This is a genomic window from Thioalkalivibrio sulfidiphilus HL-EbGr7 (assembly GCF_000021985.1).
GTDB lineage: Bacteria > Pseudomonadota > Gammaproteobacteria > Ectothiorhodospirales > Ectothiorhodospiraceae > Thioalkalivibrio_A > Thioalkalivibrio_A sulfidiphilus.
Genome location: NC_011901.1, coordinates 927541 through 951611 on the forward strand (window position 1 = coordinate 927541; position 24071 = coordinate 951611).

22 protein-coding genes are annotated in these 24071 nt (G+C 67.3%); 10 read left to right on the top strand and 12 right to left on the bottom strand.

Annotated elements, in window-relative coordinates; translation table 11 throughout:
* Position 1 precedes the first annotated feature (1 nt).
* The 7 genes from TGR7_RS04255 to TGR7_RS04285 all read left to right on the top strand — a co-directional run bounded on the left by TGR7_RS04255 (position 2) and on the right by TGR7_RS04285 (position 7295).
* On the top strand, positions 2-736 hold the full coding sequence (locus tag TGR7_RS04255) for an energy transducer TonB (protein ID WP_012637440.1): 735 nt from the start codon (positions 2-4) through the stop codon (positions 734-736).
* A gap of 1 nt (position 737) precedes the next feature.
* Complete coding sequence (locus TGR7_RS04260) at positions 738-1460, top strand: MotA/TolQ/ExbB proton channel family protein (protein WP_012637441.1); 723 nt, start codon at positions 738-740, stop codon at positions 1458-1460.
* Positions 1460-1876 (top strand): ExbD/TolR family protein, encoded by a 417-nt coding sequence (locus TGR7_RS04265; RefSeq protein ID WP_012637442.1) that lies wholly within the window; start codon positions 1460-1462, stop codon positions 1874-1876. Before TGR7_RS04260 ends, TGR7_RS04265 begins: the two co-directional genes overlap by 1 nt.
* A gap of 4 nt (positions 1877-1880) precedes the next feature.
* Complete coding sequence (hemP, locus tag TGR7_RS04270; protein ID WP_012637443.1) at positions 1881-2072, top strand: hemin uptake protein HemP; 192 nt, start codon at positions 1881-1883, stop codon at positions 2070-2072.
* Between the two features lie 136 nt (positions 2073-2208).
* On the top strand, positions 2209-4311 hold the full coding sequence (locus TGR7_RS04275) for a TonB-dependent receptor family protein (RefSeq protein WP_012637444.1): 2103 nt from the start codon (positions 2209-2211) through the stop codon (positions 4309-4311).
* 252 nt (positions 4312-4563) lie between these two features.
* Positions 4564-5406: a universal stress protein gene (locus TGR7_RS04280; RefSeq protein WP_012637445.1), complete on the top strand. Its 843-nt coding sequence runs from the start codon at positions 4564-4566 to the stop codon at positions 5404-5406.
* A gap of 44 nt (positions 5407-5450) precedes the next feature.
* Positions 5451-7295: an SLC13 family permease gene (locus TGR7_RS04285; RefSeq protein WP_012637446.1), complete on the top strand. Its 1845-nt coding sequence runs from the start codon at positions 5451-5453 to the stop codon at positions 7293-7295.
* A 184-nt stretch (positions 7296-7479) separates the two neighbouring features.
* On the opposite strand, the gene TGR7_RS16735 is transcribed toward TGR7_RS04285, so the two are convergent.
* The 6 genes from TGR7_RS16735 to gnd form a co-directional block, all read right to left on the bottom strand.
* The gene (locus tag TGR7_RS16735) at positions 7480-7899 is read right to left on the bottom strand and encodes a hypothetical protein (protein ID WP_012637447.1); all 420 of its coding nucleotides are present in this window, start codon (positions 7897-7899) and stop codon (positions 7480-7482) included.
* A 13-nt stretch (positions 7900-7912) separates the two neighbouring features.
* Positions 7913-8149 carry a hypothetical protein gene (locus TGR7_RS04295; RefSeq protein WP_012637448.1) on the bottom strand — a complete coding sequence of 79 codons (237 nt, stop codon included), beginning with the start codon at positions 8147-8149 and terminating at the stop codon, positions 7913-7915.
* 277 nt (positions 8150-8426) lie between these two features.
* The gene (locus tag TGR7_RS04300) at positions 8427-9347 is read right to left on the bottom strand and encodes a 3-deoxy-D-manno-octulosonic acid transferase (RefSeq protein WP_148211463.1); all 921 of its coding nucleotides are present in this window, start codon (positions 9345-9347) and stop codon (positions 8427-8429) included.
* Between the two features lie 501 nt (positions 9348-9848).
* Positions 9849-11495, bottom strand: coding sequence for a glucose-6-phosphate isomerase (gene pgi, locus TGR7_RS04305; RefSeq protein WP_012637450.1), 1647 nt, complete (start codon positions 11493-11495; stop codon positions 9849-9851).
* Positions 11496-11645: 150 nt separating this feature from the next.
* On the bottom strand, positions 11646-13127 hold the full coding sequence (gene zwf / locus TGR7_RS04310; RefSeq protein ID WP_012637451.1) for a glucose-6-phosphate dehydrogenase: 1482 nt from the start codon (positions 13125-13127) through the stop codon (positions 11646-11648).
* Positions 13128-13347: 220 nt separating this feature from the next.
* Entirely contained in the window at positions 13348-14256 is a 909-nt protein-coding gene (gnd, locus tag TGR7_RS04315) for a phosphogluconate dehydrogenase (NAD(+)-dependent, decarboxylating) (RefSeq protein ID WP_012637452.1), read from the bottom strand.
* A gap of 95 nt (positions 14257-14351) precedes the next feature.
* On the opposite strand from gnd, the gene glgA reads away from it, so the two are divergent.
* The 3 genes from glgA to TGR7_RS04330 all read left to right on the top strand — a co-directional run bounded on the left by glgA (position 14352) and on the right by TGR7_RS04330 (position 19265).
* Positions 14352-15803, top strand: a complete 1452-nt coding sequence (gene glgA / locus TGR7_RS04320; protein ID WP_012637453.1) for a glycogen synthase GlgA — start codon at positions 14352-14354, stop codon at positions 15801-15803.
* Positions 15804-15942: 139 nt separating this feature from the next.
* Entirely contained in the window at positions 15943-18786 is a 2844-nt protein-coding gene (gene ppc / locus TGR7_RS04325; RefSeq protein WP_012637454.1) for a phosphoenolpyruvate carboxylase, read from the top strand.
* A gap of 284 nt (positions 18787-19070) precedes the next feature.
* Complete coding sequence (locus TGR7_RS04330; RefSeq protein ID WP_012637455.1) at positions 19071-19265, top strand: hypothetical protein; 195 nt, start codon at positions 19071-19073, stop codon at positions 19263-19265.
* An 88-nt stretch (positions 19266-19353) separates the two neighbouring features.
* Here TGR7_RS04330 and panD read toward each other — a convergent pair whose 3' ends face one another.
* From panD to pcnB, 6 genes are all read right to left on the bottom strand, one after another.
* Positions 19354-19734 carry an aspartate 1-decarboxylase gene (panD, locus tag TGR7_RS04335; protein WP_012637456.1) on the bottom strand — a complete coding sequence of 127 codons (381 nt, stop codon included), beginning with the start codon at positions 19732-19734 and terminating at the stop codon, positions 19354-19356.
* Positions 19735-19796: 62 nt separating this feature from the next.
* Positions 19797-20657: a pantoate--beta-alanine ligase gene (panC, locus tag TGR7_RS04340; RefSeq protein ID WP_012637457.1), complete on the bottom strand. Its 861-nt coding sequence runs from the start codon at positions 20655-20657 to the stop codon at positions 19797-19799.
* Between the two features lie 5 nt (positions 20658-20662).
* On the bottom strand, positions 20663-21478 hold the full coding sequence (gene panB, locus TGR7_RS04345) for a 3-methyl-2-oxobutanoate hydroxymethyltransferase (protein ID WP_012637458.1): 816 nt from the start codon (positions 21476-21478) through the stop codon (positions 20663-20665).
* 34 nt (positions 21479-21512) lie between these two features.
* Positions 21513-22163, bottom strand: a complete 651-nt coding sequence (locus TGR7_RS04350) for a deoxynucleoside kinase (protein ID WP_012637459.1) — start codon at positions 22161-22163, stop codon at positions 21513-21515.
* Complete coding sequence (gene folK, locus TGR7_RS04355) at positions 22160-22663, bottom strand: 2-amino-4-hydroxy-6-hydroxymethyldihydropteridine diphosphokinase (RefSeq protein ID WP_012637460.1); 504 nt, start codon at positions 22661-22663, stop codon at positions 22160-22162. The genes TGR7_RS04350 and folK overlap by 4 nt, the downstream gene beginning before the upstream one ends.
* Positions 22660-24057 carry a polynucleotide adenylyltransferase PcnB gene (pcnB, locus tag TGR7_RS04360; RefSeq protein ID WP_012637461.1) on the bottom strand — a complete coding sequence of 466 codons (1398 nt, stop codon included), beginning with the start codon at positions 24055-24057 and terminating at the stop codon, positions 22660-22662. The genes folK and pcnB overlap by 4 nt, the downstream gene beginning before the upstream one ends.
* Positions 24058-24071: the final 14 nt, after the last annotated feature.

Sequence of the window (24071 nt, forward strand, 5' to 3'; positions counted from 1 at the left end):
GATGCTCAGGGAGCGACCCGCCGAGGTCTTCGAGGCCGCCCCGGTGGTGCAGGTGGCCCTGGTACAGGCCGCGGCCCCGGCGAGGCTGGAACCGGATGTTCAGCCGCAACCAGAGACGCCGCCAAGGCCAGAGCCTGAGCCGTTGGCGGTGATGTCTGCTGAAGGCGATCGTCCCGTGGAACCGGAACCGGAACCGGAACCGGAACCGGAACCGGAACCGGAACCGGAACCGGAACCCGAGCCCGAGCCCGAACCCGAACCCGAGCCCGAACCCGAACCCGAACCCGAACCCGAACCCGAACCCGAACCCGAGCCCGAACCCGAGCCCGAACCCGAGCCCGAACCCGAGCCCGAGTCGACGCGGGAAATGGCGCAGGCGGAGTCCGGGCCACAGGCGAACCAGCAGACCGACGAGGCACTCCAGGCCGAACCGGGCGATGCCCAGACGGCGGTGCGTGCGCCGGACTATCAGGCCGACTACCTGGACAACCCGCCGCCGGCCTACCCGCGCCTGTCGCGGCGCCTGCGGGAAGAGGGCGAGGTGACGCTGAGGGTGCGGGTGACGGCGGACGGTCGGCCGGCCGAAGTGGTGGTCGCCGGTTCCAGCGGATCGAGCCGGCTGGATCAGGCGGCGCAGGCGGCGGTGCAGGGCTGGCGTTTCGCGCCGGCCAGACAGGGGACACACCCGGTGGAGGCCTGGGTGGTGGTGCCCATCGTATTCAGACTGGAGGGTTGAGATGGATATTGGATTGGTGTTCGAGCAGGGGGACTGGGTGCTGATCGGGGTGTTCCTGATCCTGCTGCTGATGTCCGTGGCCACCTGGGCCCTGATCTTCGGCAGGACGGTCACGGCGCTGCGCATACGCCGGGACAATCGTGCCTTTCAGCAGGCGTTCTGGGATGCCCGAGGTGATGCCCAGGCCCTGGCACGGGCGGAACAGTCCGGCTCTCCCCTGGCGGCCATCGCGCGGGCAGGCATCCGCGGACTCAAGCATTACCGCAGCCGGGATCCGCAGAGACTGGGAGACGCCTGCAGCAGCGACGAATTTCTGGTGCGCACCATCCGCAACGCCCTGGGCCGTGAACAGGCGCGTCAGCAGAGCGGTTTGACGGTGCTCGCGTCCGTGGGCAGCACGGCGCCCTTTGTGGGGTTGTTCGGTACCGTGTGGGGCATCTATCACGCCCTGATGGATATCGCTGCCGCAGGTAATGCCTCCATGGAAGTGGTGGCAGGCCCCCTGGGCGAGGCCCTGGTGGCCACGGCAGCGGGTCTGGCGGCGGCCATCCCGGCAGTGCTGGCCTACAACGCCAGCCATCGCTTCAACCGCAGCCTGGCCCAGGAGATGGATGCCTTCGCCCACGACCTGCATGCCTACCTGACCACCGGCGCCGCCGTGGCCACGGGCATCATCAAGCAGCCGGACATGAACGGCTCTCAGGCCGTGGCGGAGTCCGCCTGATGGCCTTCGGCGGCTTCAGTCAGGACGGTGCGGGCGAGATGGCGGAGATCAACGTGATCCCCCTGGTGGACATCATGCTGGTGCTGCTGGTGATCTTCATCATCACTGCGCCGGTGATCACCCATGCGGTCAAGGTGGACCTGCCCAAGGCCAGCCACGAGGTGAATCAGCTCAGGCCCGAGACCGTGACTCTGAGCATAGACGCCCAAGGCGGACTGTACTGGAACAACGACCCCGTTGCCGCGGAGCGTCTGGAAATCCGCCTGGCCCGGGCGGCGGCGGAGCATTCGGACATGGAACTGCACCTGCGTGCCGACCAGGAGACCCCCTATGAGCGGGTGGCCTGGGTGCTCACGCGGGCACGCTCGGCGGGTGTGGTGCGCATCGGCTTCATCACCCAGCCGGAAGGAGAGTGACGCCATGAAATCCGAAAATCAGGACGCGCAGATCACACCTGGGCGTGAAACCGGAGAATCCCTTGCAGGGAGTCCCGCGCGCGTGGTGTCCAGCCATGTACTGCTGGGTCGTCAGCGGCGCCTGCAGATCGACCATGGGGGTGAGCGCTACGTGTTGCGCGTGACCCGGCAGGGGAAGCTCATCCTGACCAAATGACCGACAGCGGTGCCGCTACCGGCAGCCGTTGATGATATCCAAACAGCCAGCCAGAAAGTCCCTCTGTCCTCCAGGCAGTCTCCCGGGGTCTTCAGCCAGCCATTCCTCTGAACGACCTATTGAAGGAGACATGCACATGTCCGCGAGTACCTGTCCGTCGAGACGCCCGGATCCGGGCGCCCTGTTTTCACTGCGCAGCCTGCCCTGCGCCGTCGCAGCTGCCCTGGGCACGCTGGTGCTACTGCCCGCAACCACCATGGCGGAAGGCCAGCTGCTGCCCAGGATCGAGGTGGTCGGCTCGGCAGAGGAGGACAAAGCCCGCCAGCCGGGTGCCGTGGTCGTGGTCACCGAGGAGGACCTGGAACTCTGGCAACCGCTATCCACCGAGGATGCACTGCGGCACGTGCCCGGTGTTCATATCAAGCGGGAGGAGGAGTCCGCGGTGGTCGCCAACATCGGCATCCGCGGCCTGAGCGCGTCGGATTACAAGACGCTGATTCTCGAGGATGGTGTGCCGGTGGCTCCCGGTCTGTTCGTTGGCAACGGGCGCTACTTTAACCCGCGCATCCAGCGCATGGAGGGGGTCGAGGTGCTCAAGGGGCCTGCGGCAGTGCGTTACGGTCCGAATACCGTCGGTGGCGTGATCAATTACCTGACCAAGACGCCCGAGGACGGCGTGGTGGTCAGCGGTCGTGTCGGTTCGCACAACCTGCGTGAATCCACCGTGGAACTCGGCGGCAGCGCACCCTCGGGTGACGCGATCATCGGCGCCGTGGTCACGTGGGCCGAAAGCGATGGCTTCATGGACAAGGGTTACAGGATGTCCGATGTCATGGTCAAGGGCGGCATGGCCGTCGGCGAGGATCAGTGGATCGGCGTCAAGTTCAGCCATTACAACAACGACGCCAACATCTCCTACCGGGGCCTGTTTCCTGATGCCTATGAGGCGGGGGCGAAGTTCAACCCGGCCCCCGATGACTACTTCCTGACGGAACGCCAGGCCTTCGACGTCAACCACGAATGGCAGATCAGCGATGCCGCACGCCTGAACACGGTCCTCTACTGGAGCCAGATGTATCGCGATTACTGGCGCTTCGACCTGGTGGGCGGCAGTCCCACCACGGTGATCGATGGTCTGACCCAGTGGAACTACAGCGATTCGGTGACCGGCAACAACCGTGCATTCGAACGGGTGGGCATGGACTCCCGTCTGCGAGTGGATCATGGAGGCTTCGGCATGCGCAATGAAGCGGAGATTGGTCTGCGTTACATGGACGAGAGCATGATCGATACGAGGGTGAGGGCCACCCGTGAGCAGCCCCGGCACGGGCTTGTCGACCGCAATGAAAAACAGACGGCCCAGAGTCTGGCCGTGTTTGCCGAGAACCGCTTCTTTGTCAACGACCGTCTGGCCATCACGCCGGGTCTGCGGGTCGAGACCTATGAGCAGCGTCGCGATGACCGGGTGAATAACGCCAATGACGGCAAGTCCAGCAATACCGAGTTGCTGCCCGGAGTCGGCGCCACGTTTCAGTTGAATCCCCAGGTCCAGTTCTATGGCGGCATCTACAGGGCGTTTGCGCCGCCGCTCAATAACCAGTCGATCGTCACGGGCGTGGACCAGAAGCTGGATGCCGAGCGGTCGACCAACGTGGAAGTGGGTGTGCGAGGACGTCAGGGCAATCTGCGGTATGAGATGACCGCCTTCCAGATGGATTTCAGCAATCAGGTCACCCCGGCGGTCAGTGGTGATCTGGCGAATGCCAACGCCGGCAGCACCCTGCACCGGGGGCTGGAGTTCATGCTGGGCTATGACTGGGCCAACGGGGTGTTCGTGGATGCCAACCTGACCTACATCCCAACCTCGGAATACCGCGAGGACAGGGGCAACGGCATCGACAAGGGTAATCGGCTCCCGTACTCCCCCGAACTGGTTGCCAATCTCAGCGTGGGCTACATCTCCGGCCCGCTCAAGACGGCCCTGTCCGGTAACTATGTGAGCGAGCAGTACGGAGATGGACAGAACTCGGTCGACTTCGTGCAGACCGGAGTCTGGGGTGGCCGCATGCCGAGTTACTACACCTTCGACCTGACCGGCATGTACGACGTGAACGCCCGTCTCAGCGTCTTCGGTGCCGTGAAGAACCTCACCGATGAACGCTACATCGGTGGACTGCGCCAGGGTATCTACGTCGGTCCCGAACGGAGCTTCGAGGCCGGGGCCCGCTATCGGTTCTAGCAACATGACTTTCTGAAGCCGTCTTCTCCGAGACCTTCTGTGGGTCTTGCCCGGGGTGTTGTTCAACCCCGGGCTTTTTTATGCCCCACGCTTTTCACTGGGTGCAGCGGGATGCGGCGCTCGCCGCCCGTTACGCGCGCTGGCATTGACCCTGGTCATTGCCATCTCGACCGGGTGATGCGTCCCGGGGGGTCATCGGCTATCCTGAGCACAGAACAAATATCCGCCCAATCATTCCGTCAGGAGCGTGACATGACCGATTCCCAATCCCCCCTGGGGCAGTTGCAGGACGTCCTGCTGGCCACCGACGCCTCCGAAAACAGCCAGGCCGCGGAGGCCGCTGCCCTGGAGCTGGCGTCGCGTGTGGGTGCGCGTCTGCATATCCTGCGCGTGGTGGTCACCACGCCCGAGCAGGCCGCTGAGATGCCCCGCTGGGTGGCGGAGGCGGGTGACGAGGCCAAGGCCTATATCGACGGCCTGAAGGAGCGTGCCGTGGCACAGGGCCTGAGCGCCGACACCTACGTGCGCACCAGCAGCGACCCCTATGGCGAGATCGCCGCCACGGCCCAGAAGCTCGGCTGCGGCCTGATCATGCTCGGCCGTCACGAGCGCAGCGAGTTCGCCCGCCTGCTCAAGGGCCAGACCATCAACCGTCTCATGGAAAAGGCCCGGTGCAGCGTCATGATGCTGCCCGCGGGCACCACCCTGCCGACTGCGCGCATCCTCGTGGCCACCGACGGGTCCGAGTTCGGCGATGCGGCGGTGGCTGGCGCCGTCGATCTGGCCAGCCGTCTGCAACTGCCGCTCACCGCCGTGTCGGTCTATGCGCCGGGCTCCGCCGACGATGTCCATGCCCAGGCCTACGACGCCGTGGCCCGTGCCCAGGAGGCTGCGGGCAGTATCCCCTTCGACGGACGCACGCTGGAAGGCAAGCCCGCCGAGGCCATTCTGGAGGTGGCCGCGGAGACCGGTGCCGACCTGATCGTCCTCGGCAGCCTGGGCCGCAGTGGTCTGGGCCGGTTGTTCATGGGCTCCGTGGCCCAGAAGGTGGTCTCGGGCTCGCCCTGCGCCGTGTTGGTGACCATCCGTACCTGAGCCGTTCCATCCACTCGGCCGCTTCTCGGGCCTGAGGTACAGCCTTGAGCACGGATCAATGGTTGCTGGCCGGGGTGCTGCTCGCCACCCTGGTGTTGTTCCTCTGGGGACGCTGGCGCCATGACGTGGTTGCGGTGGCGGCCCTGCTGGCGAGCGTCGCCCTAGGCCTGGTGCCTTCCGCCGAGGCCTTCTCCGGCTTTGCCCACCCCGCGGTGATCACCGTGGCCTGCGTGCTGGTCCTGAGCCACGGGCTGCAGACCTCCGGCGCCGTAGACGCGCTGGTGCGCCGGGTCATGCCCGGCGCCGCCGGTCCGACACTCACCATTGCCGTGCTCACGGGGCTCGGCGCCCTGCTGTCCGGTTTCATGAACAACGTGGGCGCGCTCGCCCTGCTCATCCCGGTGGCCCTGCAAGTGGCCGCGCGCATGGAGGTGGCGCCTGCACGGGTGCTCATGCCGCTGGCCTTCGGCACCATCCTGGGCGGCATGATCACCCTGGTGGGTACGCCGCCCAACCTGATCGTCTCGGGATTTCGCGCCGAGGCGGGCCTGGGCCCCTTCGGCATGTTCGATTTCACCCCGGTGGGCCTGGCGGTGGCGGCCCTGGGCGTGCTGTTCGTGGCCCTGGTGGGCTGGCGCCTGGTGCCGGCCCGCAAGCCGGGTGCGGAAGGTTTCGAGACCGAGGCCTATCTCACCGAGGTGCGCGTGCACGAGGACAGCGAGCTGGCCGGACGCTGCCTGCGGGATGTGGACGAGAAACTCAGGGACCAGGATGCCCATGTGGTGAGCCTCGTGCGTCACGAGGTGCGCATGGTGGCGCCCCATCCGGGCCGCAGGATCCATGCTGGCGACATCCTGGTGATCCAGGCCGAGGCCGAGGCCCTGGCGGGGGTGCTGGGCAGTCTGGGGCTCAAGCTGGAAGAGGCCGTCGCGCCGGAGGAGGACGAAGGGGAGGCGGTCGAGATCGCCAGCACCTCGAAGCACGAGGTCAAGGCCAGTAAGGACCAGGAGGTCGAGGAGGAAGCACCCAGGGAGGACGAGATCGGCCTGGTGGAACTGGCCGTCCTGCCCCAGTCCTCGGTGATCGGACGGACCCCCAGTGACATCCAGTTGCGCACCCGCTATGGCATCAACCTGCTGGCCATCTCCCGTCAGGGCCGGCGTTCCGCCACTCGCCTGCGGGCAACGCCCCTGCGCGCGGGGGACGTGCTGCTCATGCAGGGTTCGCCGGAAGCGATCTCGGAATTCGCCGCCAACGCGGGTTGCGTGCCCCTGGCGGAGCGCGCGCTGACCATCCCGGATCGTCGCAAGGCGATCCTCGCCACGGGCATCATGGGCATGGCGGTGGCGGCGGCCACCCTGGGCGTGCCCGCCGCCCTGGCCTTTGCCGCCGGGGTGCTGCTGTCCCTGCTGGTGCGTACCGTCGCCCTGCGTCAGGTCTATCAGTCGGTGGACTGGCCGGTGGTGGTGCTGCTGGCGGCGCTGATCCCCGTGGCCGGCGCCATGCAGGCCACCGGGCTTGCCGGCCTGGTCGCCCAGTTCATGGTGGACACCCTGGCCCAGGGCCACGTGATCGTCGCGCTGCTGCTGATCCTGGTGGTGACCATGATGCTCTCGGACCTGATGAACAACGCCGCCACGGCGGCAGTCATGTGTCCCATCGCCATCGGCATCGCCGGCCAGCTGGGGGTGAACGTGGATACCTTCCTGATGGCCGTGGCGGTGGGTGCCTCCTGCGCCTTCCTCACCCCTATCGGCCATCAGAACAACACCCTCATCCTGGGACCGGGCGGCCTGCGTTTCGGGGATTACTGGCGGTTGGGCCTGCCGCTGGAGGTACTGGTGGTGGCGGTGGCGGTGCCCATGCTTCTGATCGTCTGGCCGCTGTGAGGCGTCAGGGGTGACGGGGGCATCGCAGTCGGCCTGAAGGCCGACCTACGGGAGATGGTGGGCGGGCGTGGGTCGGCCTTCAGGCCGACTGCGCGGCTTTCCGAAGCCGGCCCAAACGCACAAGGGGCGACCGTCTGGTCGCCCCTTGTTATGTGTGGAATCAGGTCGCGCGCTGAAGAACGGCTCAGATGGCCACTTCCACGCTGCGCAGGGTGGCACCGGGGGTCTCGGTGGCCAGTCGGGCCTCCAGGCGATCCCGCAGCTGCTGGATCTGCTCGCGGGTCAGGACGGTGTCGTCGTCCGAGCGTTCGCGGGTCTCGGCATTGCGTGCGGATTCGGGTCGGCCGCGGGTCTCTTCCCGGGACTGCTCCCGGGCCACGTCCAGCCGGGCCCGGCTGGCCAGCTCCGCGTCGTTGCGTCCGGGGCGGTTCTCGGCGTTAGCCTGTTCCTCGTTGCGCCGGCCGGCGGCACCCTGTTCCGGATCGGCCAGGGGGCGTGGGGATTCGGTGGGCACGGCGGTCGCACCGCCGCCGGGGCGGTCGGAGGGCGGCGGCCGGTTGGCCGGCACGCTGGGCGGGATGACGACCGGGGTGTCGATGATCATGGCGGCGGGGGTGTCAGGCCTTCACGTCCAGCAGGGCGCCCAGCATGCGGTTCTCCGCCTGGAGGACCTTCACCGAGGCCTCGATCTGGGTGGAGTTCTGGATCTGGCCCACCAGGGGTTCCACCACGCTGGTGGTGGCCTCGCCATTGAGGCGATCGGCGCTGGCGATGTCGGCGGCGTTGCGCTGCAGACCCTCCATGCCGCGCTGGATGCCGTTCAGAGCGAAACCCGCTGCGGGGGTGATGGCCATGGGGAAACTCCCGAAACCTTTGGACTCAGACTCAATTCTAGAACACGTGGGACTCCCGGCGCAGCAAAACCCGACCTTGTGGTGGGGTTAAGCGACCGTCCGTCCGGGTTTTCCGGGGTTTGTGTCTTCAAGTAATGCAAAAGCCTCACCGCGAAGGACGCCAAGGGATGCGCGAGGGGCACGAAGGAATGCCCTTGAACAGAGATACCTTTGCGTCCTTGGCGATATCCTTCGCGTCCTTTGCGGTGAGGCTTTCCTTCCAGACTTCCAAACCCCGTCAAAGCAAATCCAGCACCCGTTCCAGGGCGCCGACCTGGTGGTCTAGCCAGCGGCGGGCGGCCTGCGCCTGGCGGCGTGCCTGTGCCAGGTCGCCGAGCAGGGCCTCCGCCCGGGCGGCCAGGGTCTCGACGCTGTCGGCCTGAGCCACCACGCCGGCCTGGAGCGCGGCACGGGCCAGGGGGTCACGGCTGCCATGGGGGCCCAGCAGCACGGGAACCTCGCCCAGCAGGGGGGTGATCAGGTCCGGGGCCTGCATCTCTGCCACCAGGCTGCCGCCGGGGATGATCAGATCGGCGCAGGGGTAGAGGGCAGTGCGGGTGTCGGCGTCCTCCACGTAGTAGACCCGGTTCTTGCGCGGCACGTAGGAGGTCATCAACCGGTTGTGACGAATGATGGGCAGGCTGTACTTGATGGCGTCCCGGTAGACGGGCTCGTGGCGGGCCGGGTCCCGGGGCGCCAGGATCATGATGGCGGTCTGCCGGCGCAGCAGTTCGAACAGCACGCCGAAGGCCACCGCCTCCTCGCCGGGGCCGGTGTCCGGCACGTAGAACACCCGGTGCTCCCGTTCCCGGTATTCCCTGAAGCGTTCGCACAGGTCTTCGCTGCGCTCCGGCAGTTCGGGCAGTGCGTCAAGGCTCGCGGTGGGGTCGCCGGTGAGGTGGGCCCCGGGCAGCAGCCCCGCCGCGGCTTCGTCGGACACGGTGACCAGCCGGCAGCCGGTTCCGGCCACCTCGCTGCTGCGGACATTGAGCCACACGCGGTCGGCAGGGCCGGTGGACACCAGGTCGAAGCGATTGTCCGCATCGCCCAGCACGATCAGGCGGGCGGCCTTGAGCCGCTCCAGGCGTTTGCGGTCTGCGCCGTGTTCACGGGGCAGGTGCACGTGGGGGCGGGCACCCTGGTAGGGGGTCTCACCCACCACGCCCAGGGCCAGGGGACCGAAGCGGGACGCCAGGGCGTTCAGCAGGGTCTCCGCCGCTTCCAGGTCCGGGGGCCGTGCCCAGCACCAGGGGGCGCCCTACCAGTTCAGCGGGGACGCGGCCGGCGCTGAACAGTCCTGCGAGTCTGGCGATGGGCATGGCAGGCCGCTCCTGGTGGCAATCGAAAGCGCGCAAGTATAGCCCGGGGTCCGGGCCGGGATTAACCCGCATATCTCACCGGTCGGACACCGGCGAGCGTGCAACAGGCTGAAACGTAAGTGGAATACACTGAAATGGTCGGCAACCTCAGCAGACAGTCTGTTCCCGCCGGTGTCCTATCGCGGTTCAGGTTCGTCTTCGCGCCCGTAGGCTTGCTCTTCACTCAACCCATAGCTATTGCTATGGGTTTCGCTCCAGAACGGCGCCTACAGACACGAATCCTTCGCCTGCTCCCGCGATCCCGGTGAGATATGCGGGTTAACCCGGCTCCCGCAGGGTGATCAGTGCCCGCGCACCACCTGGCGGTAATGATTGATCAGGCCGTTGGTGGAGGCATCGTGGCCGGTCACCGGCGCCTCGCCGGAGAGCTCCGGCAGGATGGTCTTGGCCAGCTGCTTGCCCAGTTCCACGCCCCACTGGTCGTAGGAGTTGACGTTCCAGATCACCCCCTGGACGAAGATCTTGTGCTCGTAGAGGGCGACGAGACTGCCCAGGGTGCGGGGCGTGAGCCTGCGGAACAGGATGGAGTTGCTGGGGCGGTTGCCCTCGAACACCCGGTGCGGGCCTACGCGCTCGATGCTGGCCTCGTCCATGCCCGCGGCGCGCATCTCGGCCTGCACCTCTTCCAGGGTCTTGCCGCGCATCAGGGCCTCGGTCTGGGCGAAGAAGTTGGACAGCAGGATGGGGTGGTGTTCGCCCACCGGATGATGACTCTCGCAAGGGGCCAGGAAGTCGCAGGGCACCAGCCGCGTGCCCTGGTGGATGAGCTGGTAGAAGGCGTGCTGGCCGTTGGTGCCCGGCTCGCCCCAGATCACCGGGCCGGTGTGGTAGTGCACGCGCCGGCCCTGGCGGTCCACGGACTTGCCGTTGCTCTCCATGTCGCCCTGCTGGAAGTAAGCGGGGAAGCGCAGCATGGACTGGTCGTAGGGCAGGATGGCGTGGCTGTGGGCCTCGAAGAAGTTCACGTACCAGACGCCCAGCAGGGCGAGGATTACCGGCAGGTTCTCCCCGAGCGGCGCGGTGCGGAAGTGCTCGTCCATGGCGTGCGCCCCCTCGAGCAATTCCTCGAAGCGCTCCATGCCCACGTACAGGGCGATGGGCAGGCCGATGGCGGACCACAGGGAATAGCGCCCGCCCACCCAGTCCCAGAAGCCGAACATGTGTTCGGGGTCGATGCCGAACTTCACCACCCCGTCGCGGTTGGTGGACACGGCCACGAAGTGCCTGGCGATGGCGGACTCGTCGCTGGCATGCTCCAGGAACCAGCGCCGCGCGGTGTGGGCGTTGGTGAGCGTCTCCTGGGTGGTGAAGGTCTTGGAGGCGATGATGAACAGGGTGGTCTCGGGATCGACGCGCTTGAGGGTCTCCGCCATGTGGGTGCCGTCCACGTTGGAGACGAAGTGCATGCTCAGCCGTTCATGACCATAGGGGCGCAGGGCCTCGCACACCATCACCGGCCCCAGGTCGGAGCCGCCGATGCCGATGTTGACCACGTGGCGGATGGGCTTGCCGGTGTGGCCGGTCCAGTCCCCACTGCGCACCCGCTCGGTGAAGCCGGCCATGCGCGCGAGCACGGCATTCACCTCCGGCATGACGTCCTCGCCGTCCACCCGGATGGGCCGGTTGGCGCGGTTCCTGAGCGCCACGTGCAGCACGGCGCGGTCCTCGGTGACGTTGATCTTCTCGCCGCCGAACATGCGCGCACGCCAGCCCTCCACGTCGCACTCACGGGCGAGATCCAGGAGCAGCTCCAGGGTCTCGGCGGTGATGCGGTTCTTGGCGTAATCCAGCAGGATGTCCTCGAAGCGCAGGGAGAAGCGCTCGAAGCGCTGCGGGTCCCGGGCAAACAGTTCGCGCATGTGCACGTCCTTGAGCGCGTCGTAATGGGAGGCCAGCGCCTGCCAGGCGCGCGTCTTGTTCGGCTGCATGGTCATGATTCCTGACTCGTTTCGCATGGGTAAAAGCATTCAGCGCAAAGACGCGAAGACGCAGAGAACGCAAAGATGCTTGAGAGGTTTTTATACATGACTTTCTTCGCGTGCTTTGCGTCTCTGCGCCTTTGCGTTGAAGCGCTTGATTTAATCCGCATCCACTGAATCCCGCCAGCGCTGGTCGTCGCGGTCGAACAGGCGGTTGGCCTCCTGGGGGCCCCAGCTGCCGGCGGGGTAGGTGTGGATGAAGTCGCGCTCCACGGACCAGAGCTTGAGCACCGGGTCCACCACCCGCCAGGCCCATTCCACCTCGTCGTAGCGCAGGAATAAAGCGTGGTCGCCGTCGATCACGTCCAGCAGCAGGGCCTCGTAGGCGTCGAGCTTCACCTCGTCGGCGCGGCAGTAGCTCGCGTCCAGCTGGGTGGTGCGGGAGCGCATTTCCAGGCCGGTCTGCTTGACCTGTAACTCGATGCGCAGGCACTCGTCCGGCTGGATGCCCATGAGGATCCAGTTGGGCTTGAGGCTCTCGATGGCGGTCTCGCGGAACAGCTGCTGGGGCGGGTGCTTGAAGCGGATGCTGACCATGGAGCTGTTGCGCTCCATGGCCTTGCCGGTGCGCAGGTAGAAGGGCACGTTGCGCCAGCGCCAGTTGTCGATGTAGAGCTTGAGCGCCGCGAAGGTCTCGGTGGTGCTGTTGGCCGGCACGGCCTTCTCCTCCAGGTAGCCTGGCAGCTTCTCGCCGCCCCGCTGTCCCCGGGTGTACTGGGCGCGGAAGGCGTGGGCATGCACGGCGCTCTGGGGGATGGGGCGGATGGAGCGCAGCACCTTCACCTTCTCGTCGCGCAGGGCCTCGCCGTCCAGCAGTGCTGGCGGCTCCATGGCCACCAGGGTGAGCATCTGCAGCAGGTGGCTCTGGATCATGTCGCGCAGGGCGCCGGCACCGTCGTAGTAATCGGCGCGCCCCTCGATGCCCCGGGCCTCGGCGTGGGAGATCTGCACGTGGTCGATGTAGTTGCGGTTCCACAGGGGTTCCAGCAGCAGGTTGGCGAAGCGGAACACCAGGATGTTCTGGATGGTGCCCTTGCCCAGGTAGTGGTCGATGCGAAAGATCTGCTCCTCGGTGAAATGCCGGTGCAGCCGGTCGTCCAGGATCTGCGCGCTCTCCAGGTCGTAGCCGAAGGGCTTTTCCACCACCAGGCGGCGCCAGCCGTTGGTCTGCTTGTGCAGGCCCACCTTGGCCAGATTCGCGCTCACGGTGCCGAACTCCGCCGGGCGGATGGCCATGTAGAAGATCACGTTCTCCGGCAGTTCGGTGCTGTGCTCGATGCGCTCGCGCAGGGCCTGGTAGGTGGCCTTGTCGTTGAGATCGCCGGGGCTGAAATAGAGGCGTTGGCGAAAGCGCTTGAACACCGCTTTGTCCAGACCGCCGTTGCGCGCCCGCGGGGCGAGTGTGTCTTCCACCTCGCGGCGCCAGGCCTCGTCATCCCAGTCGCGCCGGCCCACGCCCAGCACCACCGCCTTGTCCGGCAGCCGGCCCGCCTCTTCCAGGTGATACAGGGCGGGCAGCAGCTTGTTCTGGGCCAGGTTGCCCGTGGCGCCGAAGATCACGAAGGTGCAGGCGTCGGTCATGGTCCGAATTCCGTGGTCACATCGTCGGAGTTGATCGTGGTGAGCTGGTGGCGCTGATAAAAAGACAGAACCTCGACAGGATTGACAGGATTCTCAGGAAGAACAGGAATCTGTGAATGGCCTGCGGTCATCCACCGATTTGCCGATCTTGTAAATCCTGAAAAATCCTGTTCATCCTGTCCATTGTTTTGGTTGTGACTCGAGGGGAGAGATTGCCGCGTCATTTCTTTTCCACCGCATGGCCGCCGAAGGCGTTGCGCATCATGGCCAGCACCCGGTTGCCGTAGCCCTCGGCGTCCTGGCTGGCGAAGCGCATGGCCAGCGCCATGGAGATCACCGGCGCGGCCACGCCCTGGTCGATGGCCTCCTTGGCGGTCCAGCGTCCCTCGCCGGAATCGGCCACCACCGGCGCGATGTCCGCAAGCACCTGGTCCTGCGCCAGGGTGTCGGCGGTCAGATCCAGCAGCCAGCTGCGCACCACGGAACCGTGACGCCAGAGTTCGGCGATCTGGGCCAGGTCCAGGTGGTAAGCCTGTTTGCCCTTGAGCAGGGCGAAGCCTTCGGCGAAGGCCTGCATCATGCCGTACTCGATGCCGTTGTGGATCATCTTGGTGAAGTGTCCGGCACCGGCCGGTCCCACGTGGGCCCAGCCGCGGTCCTGTGCGGGGGCCAGTGCTTTCAGCGCCGGTTCGATCGCGCGCACGGCGCGCTCGCTGCCACCGACCATCAGGCAGTAGCCGTTGTCCAGGCCCCAGATGCCGCCGGAGGTGCCGGCGTCCACGAACTCGATATCGTGATCCGCCAGACGCCGGGCGCGGCGTTCGCTGTCGTGGTAATTGGCATTGCCGCCGTCCACCACCACGTCGCCCGGGTCCAGCAGCGGGATCAGTTCGTCCAGGTGCGACTCGGTGGCCGAACCCGCCGGCAGCATCAGCCATACCACCCGGGGGGCGTCCAGGCGCGCCACCGCGTCGGCCAGGTTGTCGGCGACGATCAGCCCGTCTTCCTCGGCCAGTTGCTCGGCCACGGCGCGGGTGCGGTTGAAGCCCACCACCTGGATGCCGCCGCGCAGCAGACGCCGCGCCATGTTGCCGCCCATGCGGCCCAGTCCCACCATTGCCATGCGCATGTGTGCACCTCGTCCGGGTTTCTTTATCATGAGCCTACACCATTGCCTGTTACGCTATCGATCCAGTCACGCCGCACCGGGAGTCTCCGCCATCCATGCGCATCCTGTTCGCCAGCAGTGAGGTCCATCCCCTGATCAAGACCGGTGGACTGGCCGATGTCAGCGCCAGTCTGCCCCAGGCCCTCAAGCGCCTGCGCCAGGATGTGCGCGTGGTCATGCCCGCCTACGGCTCGGTGCTGGACAAGGCGGGTGACCTGGAACAGGTGACCACGCTGCAGCTGCCGGGTTTCCCAGGTGACACCGTGACCCTGCTCTCCGGCACCCTGCCGGGCAGCCGTGTGCCCCTGTGGCTGGTGGACGCACCGCGCCTGTTCCGGCGCGCCGGCGATCCCTACCGCGCCCCGGACGGCCACGACTGGCAGGACAACTACCTGCGCTTCGGCCTGTTCGCGCGCCTGATCGAACACCTGGCACTGGACCGCGCCGGACTGGACTGGCGCCCCGATGTGGTGCATTGCAACGACTGGCAGGCGGGTCTCGCACCCCTGATGCTGTCCATGCATGAATCACGCCCGGCCACCGTGTTCACCATCCACAACCTGGCCTACCAGGGGTTGTTCCCGCGCCATGCCTTCGATGCCCTGAACCTGCCGCCGCAGCTCTGGCATTACCAGGGCCTGGAGTTTCACGGCAAGCTGTCCTTCATCAAGGGCGGCATCGGTTTCGCCGACCATATCACCACGGTGAGCCCCAGCTACGCCCGGGAGATCCTCACCCCCCAGCAGGGCTTCGGCCTGGACGGCCTGCTCAATCATCGCGCCGGGGTGCTCACGGGCATTCTCAACGGCGTGGATTACAGGGAATGGGATCCGGGCAAGGACAGACACCTGGTGGCCCGCTACAGCGCCGACGACCTGTCCGGCAAGGCGCGCTGCAAGGCGGCCCTGCAGCATCACTTCAAGCTGCCCTGCCACAGCGGCATTCCGCTGCTGGGCCACGTGGGGCGCATGGTGGCGCAAAAGGGGGTAGACCTGCTGCTCAAGGCCGCCGAGCCCCTGCTGGCCGCCGGCGAGGCGCAGCTGGTGGTGGTGGGTTCCGGGGATGCGACCCTGGAGCAGACCGCCCGGAGCCTGGCGGAACGCTACCCCGAGCACATGGGCCTGCACATCGGTTACAGCGAGCCGCTGGCCCACCAGCTGGAGGCCGGGGCGGACATCTTCGTCATGCCCTCGCGCTTCGAGCCCTGCGGGCTGAACCAGATGTACAGCCTGCGCTACGGCACCGTGCCGGTGGTGCGCAACACCGGCGGGCTGGCGGACACCGTGGTGGATGCCGATCCCGCACACCTGGCGGCCCGGGACGCCACCGGCATCCAGTTCGACGAGGCCACGCCCCAGGCCCTGGCCGATGCCCTGGCCCGCGCCCTCGCCCTGTACCACGATCCGGCGTGCTGGAAGCGCCTGATGCAGGCCGGCATGGCCCAGGATTTCAGCTGGGGACGCAGCGCAGAGGCCTACCTGGACCTCTACAAGGACCTGGTGTCCTGACGAGAGGTGGGGTTTGCGGGTATAATGCCCGGCTGATCCACGCCAAGCGGTCCGTTCCCAGCCGACTCCTCGCCGTGCCACTGGGCCTTGCGCCACAGCGGCACGGGACGTCGCGCCACGGACGGCCGCGCGATCCCCTATGAAAGAAGACCAGTTGATGCCCGTCAATCTGCCGCCCCGGGACAAGGAACTCCGCGCCCGGGTCAAACTGTTCGGCAACCTGCTCGGCAAGGTGCTCAAGCGCCTGGAGGGGCGACGCGCCCTGGCCGCCGTGGAGACCCTGCGCAAGGGCTTCATCGCCCTGCGCAAGCAGGACGATCCCGCCAAGCGCGCCAAGCTTATGGCCTTCATCGACAAGCTGGACGCGGACAGCCTGGAGCTGATCATCCGTGCCTTCAGCACCTACTTCAGCCTGGCCAACATCGCCGAGGAGGATTTCCTCTACCGGGAGCGCCGCCGTCAGGTGAGTGAGGGCGGTCCCCTGTGGGTGGGTTCCTTCGACCACACCCTGCGTGAGCTGCATGAGCAGGGCATCCCGGCGGACAGCCTGCAGCGGCTGCTGGATCAGTTGGCCTACGTCCCCGTGTTCACCGCCCATCCCACCGAGGCCCGCCGGCGCACGGTGATGGAGGCCCAGCGACGCATCTTCCTGGCCGCCGACCGGCTCAACGACCGACGCCTGGGCCGCGAGGAACGCGAGGAGCTGACCCAGGAGCTGGAGACCCGCATCCAGGTGCTCTGGCGCACCAACGAGGTGCGCGTGAAAAAGCCCCAGGTGCAGGACGAGATCAAGTACGGCCTGTTCTATTTCGAGGAGAGCCTGTTCAACGCGGTGCCCATCACTTATCGCTTCCTGGAGAAGGCCATCCGCCGCACCTACGGCAACGACGAGGCCGGCAATCCCCGGGTGCGGGTGCCGAGCTTCCTGCGCTTCGGCTCCTGGATCGGCGGTGACCGGGACGGCAACCCGAACGTCACCCCCGCGGTCACCGAGCTGGCCTGTCGCCTGGCCATGGAACAGGTGCTGTCCGAATACCTGCGCCGGGTCAGCGCCCTGCGCCACGAACTGACCCATTCCCTGTACATGTGCCAGCCCTCCGAGGCCTTCCTGGAGAGCCTGGAGCGGGACAGCAACATCGCCACCGCCGTGTTCCGGGGCAGTGCCGACCGCTTCGAGACCGAACCCTACCGGCGCAAGCTCTACATCATGCGCTACCGGCTCACGGAGACCCTGAACACCGTGCGTCGCCGGCTCAACGGCGAGAATGCCGTGCTGCCGGCGAACTCCGCCTATGCCTCGGCGGCGGAAATGCTCAACGATCTCCGGCTGATGCACGATTCCCTGGTGAGCCACGGCGACGCCAACGTGGCCGCCGGCAAGCTCACCGACCTGATCCGCCTGGCGGAGACCTTCGGCTTTCACCTGTTCCACCTGGATATCCGCCAGGAGTCCACGGTGCACGGCCAGACCGTGGCCGAGATCCTCAAGGCCACCGGCCTCAACGAGGACTACGACGCCCTCTCCGAGCCCGAGCGCCTGGCCCTGCTGGCACGGCTGGCCGAGGCGGAGGAACTGCCCAGGCTTGATGGGGAGGCGCTGTCCGAGACCGCCCGGGAGACCCTGGAGGTGTTCCACGTGATCGGCCGCATGCGCGCCGAGGTGGGCCCCGAGGGCATCGGCACCTACGTGATCTCCATGACCCACGCCGCTTCCCACGTGATGGAGGTGATGTTCCTGGCGCGCCTGGCCGGCCTGGCGGGGCGCAACGAGGCCGGCGAGTGCTTCTGCCAGATCCGCGTCTCGCCCCTGTTCGAGACCATCGAGGACCTGCGCCACATCGAGGAGGTGCTGGAGGACCTGCTCACCCAGCCGGTGTACGCGCGCATGCTCAAGGCCTCCGGCAACCTGCAGGAGGTGATGCTGGGCTACTCCGATTCCTGCAAGGACGGCGGCATCCTGGCCTCCAGCTGGAATCTCTACGAGGCCCAGCAGAAGATCCTGCGCATCACCGGCGCCCACCACGTGGCCTGCCGTCTGTTCCACGGCCGGGGCGGTACCATCGGCCGGGGCGGCGGTCCCACCCACGAATCCATCCTGGCCCAGCCGCCGGGCACGGTGCACGGCCAGATCAAGTTCACCGAGCAGGGCGAGGTACTCTCCTACAAGTATTCCAACGTGGAGACGGCGGTCTACGAGCTGAGCATGGGCGCCACCGGCCTGATCAAGGCCAGCCGCTGCCTGATCGACAACCCGCCCATGGACCGGCGCGATTATCTGGGCATCATGGACGAGCTGGCGGCGCTGGGCGAGGAGGCCTACCGGGACCTCACCGACCGCACCGAGGGCGTGCTGGACTACTTCTACGAAATCACCCCGGTGCAGGAGATCGGGCAGCTGAACATCGGCTCGCGCCCCTCCCACCGGCGCAAGGCAGACCGTTCCAAGAGCTCCATCCGGGCCATCCCCTGGGTGTTCGGCTGGGCCCAGTCCCGCCACACCCTGCCGGCCTGGTACGGCATCGGCACGGCCCTGGAGCGTTGGCGTCAGAACGACCCGAGCCGCCTGGCCAAGCTACAGACTATGTACAACGAGTGGCCGTTCTTCCGCTCGCTGCTGTCCAACTGCCAGATGGCGCTGACCAAGGCGGACATGCGCACCGCCGAGGAATACGCCCGGCTGTGCCACGACCCGGAACTGGCGAAACGCGTGTTCGGGCGCATTCACGAGGAATTCGAGCGCACCGTCACCCAGGTGCTCAACGTGGCCGACACCCAGACCCTGCTGGACGAGAATCCGACCCTGGCCCTGTCCCTGATGCGCCGCAACCCCTACATGGATCCCCTGAACCACATCCAGATCACCCTGCTGCGCCGGCACCGTGAACTCCACGAGCGCCAGCCGGAGGCGGAACAGGATCCGTGGATCAGTCCGCTGCTGCGCTCCATCAACGCCATCGCGGCGGGGATGCGCAACACGGGGTGAAGTGGGAACTGAAGTGAGAAGTGGGAATTGAGAAGTGGGAAGTGAAGTACTGTCGTTCGCACTTCCCAATTCACACTTCCCACTTCGACAAAGGCCGTCTCAGTGCGCACCGAAGCGGTGCGCACTGAGACGGCCTTTGTCGTTATCGGTGCGTCATCGGCCTGTCACGGCCGCCGGGCAGGCTGACGGGTTCAGGTACGAAACTTGCTGATTGTCAAGGAACCGCCGGCGTCGATGGACGATGCTGGCGGCCACCACAGCAGTGCATCAGAGGGAAACCACGCATGAACGTACAGTCGATCCGTGAAATCGCCAAGGGCCTGGAGATCAAGCCCGGCAAGCTCAACAAGACCGAGTTGATCCGCACCATCCAGACCACCGAGGGCAACTTCGCCTGCTTCGGCACCGATTATGTGGACAGCTGCGGCCAGTTGGGGTGTCTGTGGCGGGAGGACTGCCTGAAACCAGGTGGGAAGTGAGTCGTAGGTCGGGTTTCAGCCCGACAGCCGTGGCTCCGGGAGACGGTGCAGTCGGGCTGAAGCCCGACCTACGGGCTTCCGACGTCAGTTACGCGGCCTGAACCGGGATGTCGCTGCCGGTGCGCACGATGCGGTTGTCCGCGTCCAGGTAGACCAGGCGCGGATGGAAGCGGGCGGCCTCTTCCCTGGGCAGCTGGCCATAGGCACAGATGATCACCCGGTCGCCGGGGTTTGCCTTGTGGGCGGCGGCACCGTTGACCGAGATCACCCGGCTGCCCGCCTCGGCGCGGATCGCGTAGGTGGTGAAACGCTCGCCGTTGGCGATGTTGTAGATCTGGATCTGTTCGTAGGGCAGGATGCCGGCGGCGTCCAGCAGATCCCCGTCAATGGCGCACGAACCCTCGTACTCCAGTTCGGAGTGGGTCACGGTGGCCTTGTGAAGCTTGCATTTGAGCAGGGTCAGCAGCATGTCATTTCTCCCGCCGGGGGCGCGACGCGTGCAATTTGCCGCGGGGGTCACATTATGAGGGATCAGCCGGAGGGCGGCAAATCCACGGGCAGGTTGTCGATCAGCCGCGCGGGGCCGCACCAGGCGGCCGCCAGTATCACCAGTTCCCGGTCCCCGGGGCCGGGCAGGTCCAGGTCCTGCCGGCGCCGCAGGCTGACGTACTCGGGCCGCAGCCCGGCGGCCTCGATCTGTGACCTTGCGGCCTGCTCCAGGGCCGGAAAATCCCGCTCGCCCCGCTCCAGCGCGCCGGCAAGCGCGCGCAGGGCGGCGTGCAGGGCCGGGGCCCGGGCCCGGTCCTCGGGGCCCAGGTAGCCGTTGCGGGAGCTCATGGCCAGCCCGTCCGGCTCGCGCACCGTGGGCTCGGACAGCACGCGCACCCCCAGGTCCAGGTCGGCGTTCATGGTGCGGATGATCAGCAGCTGCTGGAAATCCTTCTCGCCGAACACCGCCACGTCCGGGCGCGTCATGGCAAACAGCTTGCACACCACCGTGGCCACGCCGATGAAGTGCCCTGGCCGGTGTGCGCCCTCCAGTTCATCCCCGAGCCCGGGCACTTCCACCCGGGTGACCCCGTCGCGGCCCCGGGGATAGACCTCCTGCTCGGCAGGGGCGAACAGCAGATCCACCCCGGCCCCGGCCAGGGCGGCGGCGTCCGCTTCCAGGGTGCGCGGGTAGGCGGCCAGGTCCTCGGGCCGGTCGAACTGCAGGGGATTGACGAAGATGGTGGCCACCACCCGGTCCGCCTCGGCCCGGGCGCGGCGCACCAGGGCCAGGTGGCCGGCGTGCAGGTTGCCCATGGTGGGCACCAGGGCGATGCGCTCGCCGGCGCGACGCCAAGGGTCGAGCGCCGCGGCCAGGGCCGCGCGGGTGTGCACCGTCTGCATGGGGGTCAGGCCGAAAAGCCGTGTTCGGGGCCGGGGAAGCGCCGTTCCCGCACCGCGCTCACGTAGGCCTCCACGGCGCCGCGGATGCTGCCCGCCTCGGCCAGGAAGTCCTTGGTGAACCTGGGCGGCCGGGCGGTCATGCCCAGCACATCCTGGAGTACCAGGATCTGCCCGTCGCACTCCACCCCGGCGCCGATGCCGATCACCGGGATATCCACCATGCCACGGATCTCGGCGGCCAGCAGGGCGGGCACGCATTCGAGCAGCAGCAGGTCGGCACCGGCGTTCTGCAGGGCCACGGCGTCGTGGATCATGCGTTCGGCGGCGTGGCTGTCCCGACCCTGCACCCGATAGCCGCCCAGCTTGTGGATGTACTGGGGGCGCAGGCCCAGGTGGGCGCACACCGGGATGCCGTGGCGCGACAGGCTGGCCACCACCGCCTCCTGGGCGCCGTCGCCTTCCAGCTTGACCATCTGTGCGCCGCCTTCCTGTATCAGGCGCGCCGCATTGGCCAGGGCCTGTTCGGGGCTGGCGTAGCTCATGAAGGGCATGTCCGCCATGAGCAGGGCGCGCCGGGTGCCCCGGGCGGCGAGGCTCGTGTGGTAGATCATGTGTTCCAGGGTCACGGGCACGGTGGTTTCCAGCCCCTGCACCACCATGCCCAGGGAATCCCCCACCAGCACCACGTCCACGCCGGCCGCATCCAGCACGGCGGCAAAGCCCGCGTCGTAGGCGGTCAGGCAGGCGATGGGGGTGCGGCTGGCGCGCATCTCCTGCAGGCGGCGGGTGGTGATGCGGGTCTGTGGGCTGTGTACGCTCATGAAGTCTCTGGCTCGCTGGCCGTCCGCGCTGCGCTCACATCGCGAAGGGCAGGGGATTGAAGTAGTGGCGACCGGCGCTCACGCCGCGCATGAAGTCCAGCAGCTGCTGGAAGTCCTCGTCGCGGTTGACCCAGTCGATGCCGCTGGCATTGACGATCAACAGCGGCGCGTCCTCGTAATGATAGAAGAAACTGGCGTAGGCCTCGCTCAGGCGGTGCAGGTAGGCGCTGTCCATGAGCCGCTCGTAGCCCCGCCCGCGCCGGGCGATGCGCTCCAGGAGCACCTCCACCGGGGCCTGGAGGTAGATCACCAGGTCCGGCTTGGGGGCGTCCAGGGTCATCTGGCTGTAGACCTGCTCGTAGAGGCTGTGCTCGTCGTCGTCCAGGGTCACCTGGGCGAACAGGCGGTCCTTCTCGATGAGAAAATCCGACACCCGCACCGGCTTGAAGATGTCCCCCTGGCGCAGTTCCGCCATCTGGCGTACCCGCTGCATGAGGAAGAACAGCTGGGTGGGCAGGGCCGCGCCCCTGGGATCCTGGTAGAAGCGCTCCAGGAAGGGGTTCTCCTCCGGGGCCTCCAGCAGCAGCTCCGCGTTGAGGGTCTCGGCCAGGCGCCGGGCGAGGCTGGTCTTGCCCACGCCGATGGGGCCTTCCACCACGATGTAGGAGGGCGTCTTCTCGCTCACGCGGGCACGGGCTCCAGGCGACGCAGGTCGCCCTGCGGGCAGCGGCTGAGCAGCAGGGCCAGGGGGCCGTGACCGGGCAGTACCAGGTCCCTGGGCGCGATCTCCGCCAGCGGATGGACCACGAAGGGGCGTTCCGGGATGCCGGGGTGGGGCACGCTCAGGCCCGGCTCGTGGATCTGGCGCCCCCCGTAGAGCAGGATGTCCAGGTCCAGGGTGCGCGGTCCCCAGCGGGTGCCGTTACGCACCCGGCCGTGGGCCCGTTCGATGGCCTGCAGGCTGGCCAGCAGGTCCCGGGGCGCAAGCGCCGTGGACAGGCAGGCGACGGCGTTGATGTAGTCGGGCTGGTCCTGGGGACCCATGGGCGGACTGGCGTACAGGGCGGAGCGCGCCACGCAGCGGGTCTCGGGCAGGTCGGCCAGGGCCGTGAGCGCCCGGGCGACCTGATCGACGGGGTCCTGGAGGTTGCTGCCAAGACCGATGTAGGCCAGTACGCCGCTCACTGGGGTTCGGCGGGGTTGCCATCGGAGCGGCGCGGCCGCCGGCGACGCTTGCGCCGTCCGCCGCCGCCACCACCACCGCCGGGGCGGTCCATGCCGGCCATGTGGCGCTGTTCGGCCTCGTCCACCTCCTGGATGCGGGTCCACCAGTTACAGCCCTCTTCCAGGGCCTCGCCGGACTGGGCGCGCAGGCAGTAGAAATCATAGGCGGCGCGGAAACGGGGGTGGGTCATCAGGCGCAGGGCCCGGGCGCCGCGGCGCTGTTCCAGGCGCGGCTGCATCTCCCAGATCTCGCGCATGGGCAGGCTGATGCGCTTGGGGATGGCGATGTGGGCGCACTGGTCGGCCAGCACCGCCGTGCCCGCCTGCTGCAGGGCCACCAGCCAGGGCAGCTCGCCGTTCTCCATGAGCCGGTCGGCCAGGCGGCGCACCGGCTCCCAGAGCATGACCGCGTACAGGAAGGCGGGATTGACCCCTTTGCCCTCCTGGATGCGCGCATCGGTGCTCTTCAGGGCATTGGCCACGAAGGTGATGGGGAAGCCCTGCTCCTCGTGGGACAGGGCCTCCTCGGTGGCCGGGAACAGGAAGCGGAACAGGTCGTGGCGGCGCAGCATCTCGAAGGTCTGCAGCCCGTAGCCGCTGTGAAACAGCTTGATGGCCTCGTCGAACAGCCGTGCCGGGGCCACTTCCTCCAGCAGGCCCGCCATGCGCGGGATGGCCTGCTCGCAGGCGATGTCGAGGCGGAATCCCAGCTTGCCGGCAAAGCGCACCGCGCGCAGCATGCGCACCGGGTCTTCCCGGAAGCGCACCTCCGGGTCGCCGATCAGGCGCAGCACGCCGGCCTTCAGGTCCGCCATGCCGCCGGCGTAGTCCACCACCGAGAAGTCCTCGATGTCGTAGTACAGGGCGTTGATGGTGAAGTCCCGGCGCCAGGCGTCCTGCTCGATGGTGCCGTAGACGTTGTCGCGGATGATGCGGCCGTCCTCCACCAGGGCGTCGCCGTTGAACTCCTCGTCATCGTCGCCGTTGAGCACCTCGTGGGGGGCGCGGAAGGTGGCCACCTCGATGATCTCGCGGCCGAACTGCACGTGGGCGAGGCGGAAGCGCCGGCCGATCAGCCGGCAGTTGCGAAACAGCTGGCGCACCTGCTCGGGATGGGCGTCGGTGGCCACGTCGAAGTCCTTGGGCTCGCGCCCCAGCAGCAGGTCGCGCACCCCGCCGCCCACCAGACAGGCGCGAAAGCCCGCCTCGCGCAGGCGGTAGAGCACCTTCAGGGCGCTCTTGCTGATGTTGGCGCGGGAAACCCCGTGTTCGGCGCGGGGAATGATCGCCGGCGACGCCGGGCTGGCATCGGGGGACGAGACGTGATTGGGGGTTGCTGTATTGTGCTGCTCCATTGGCCGGTTATAAT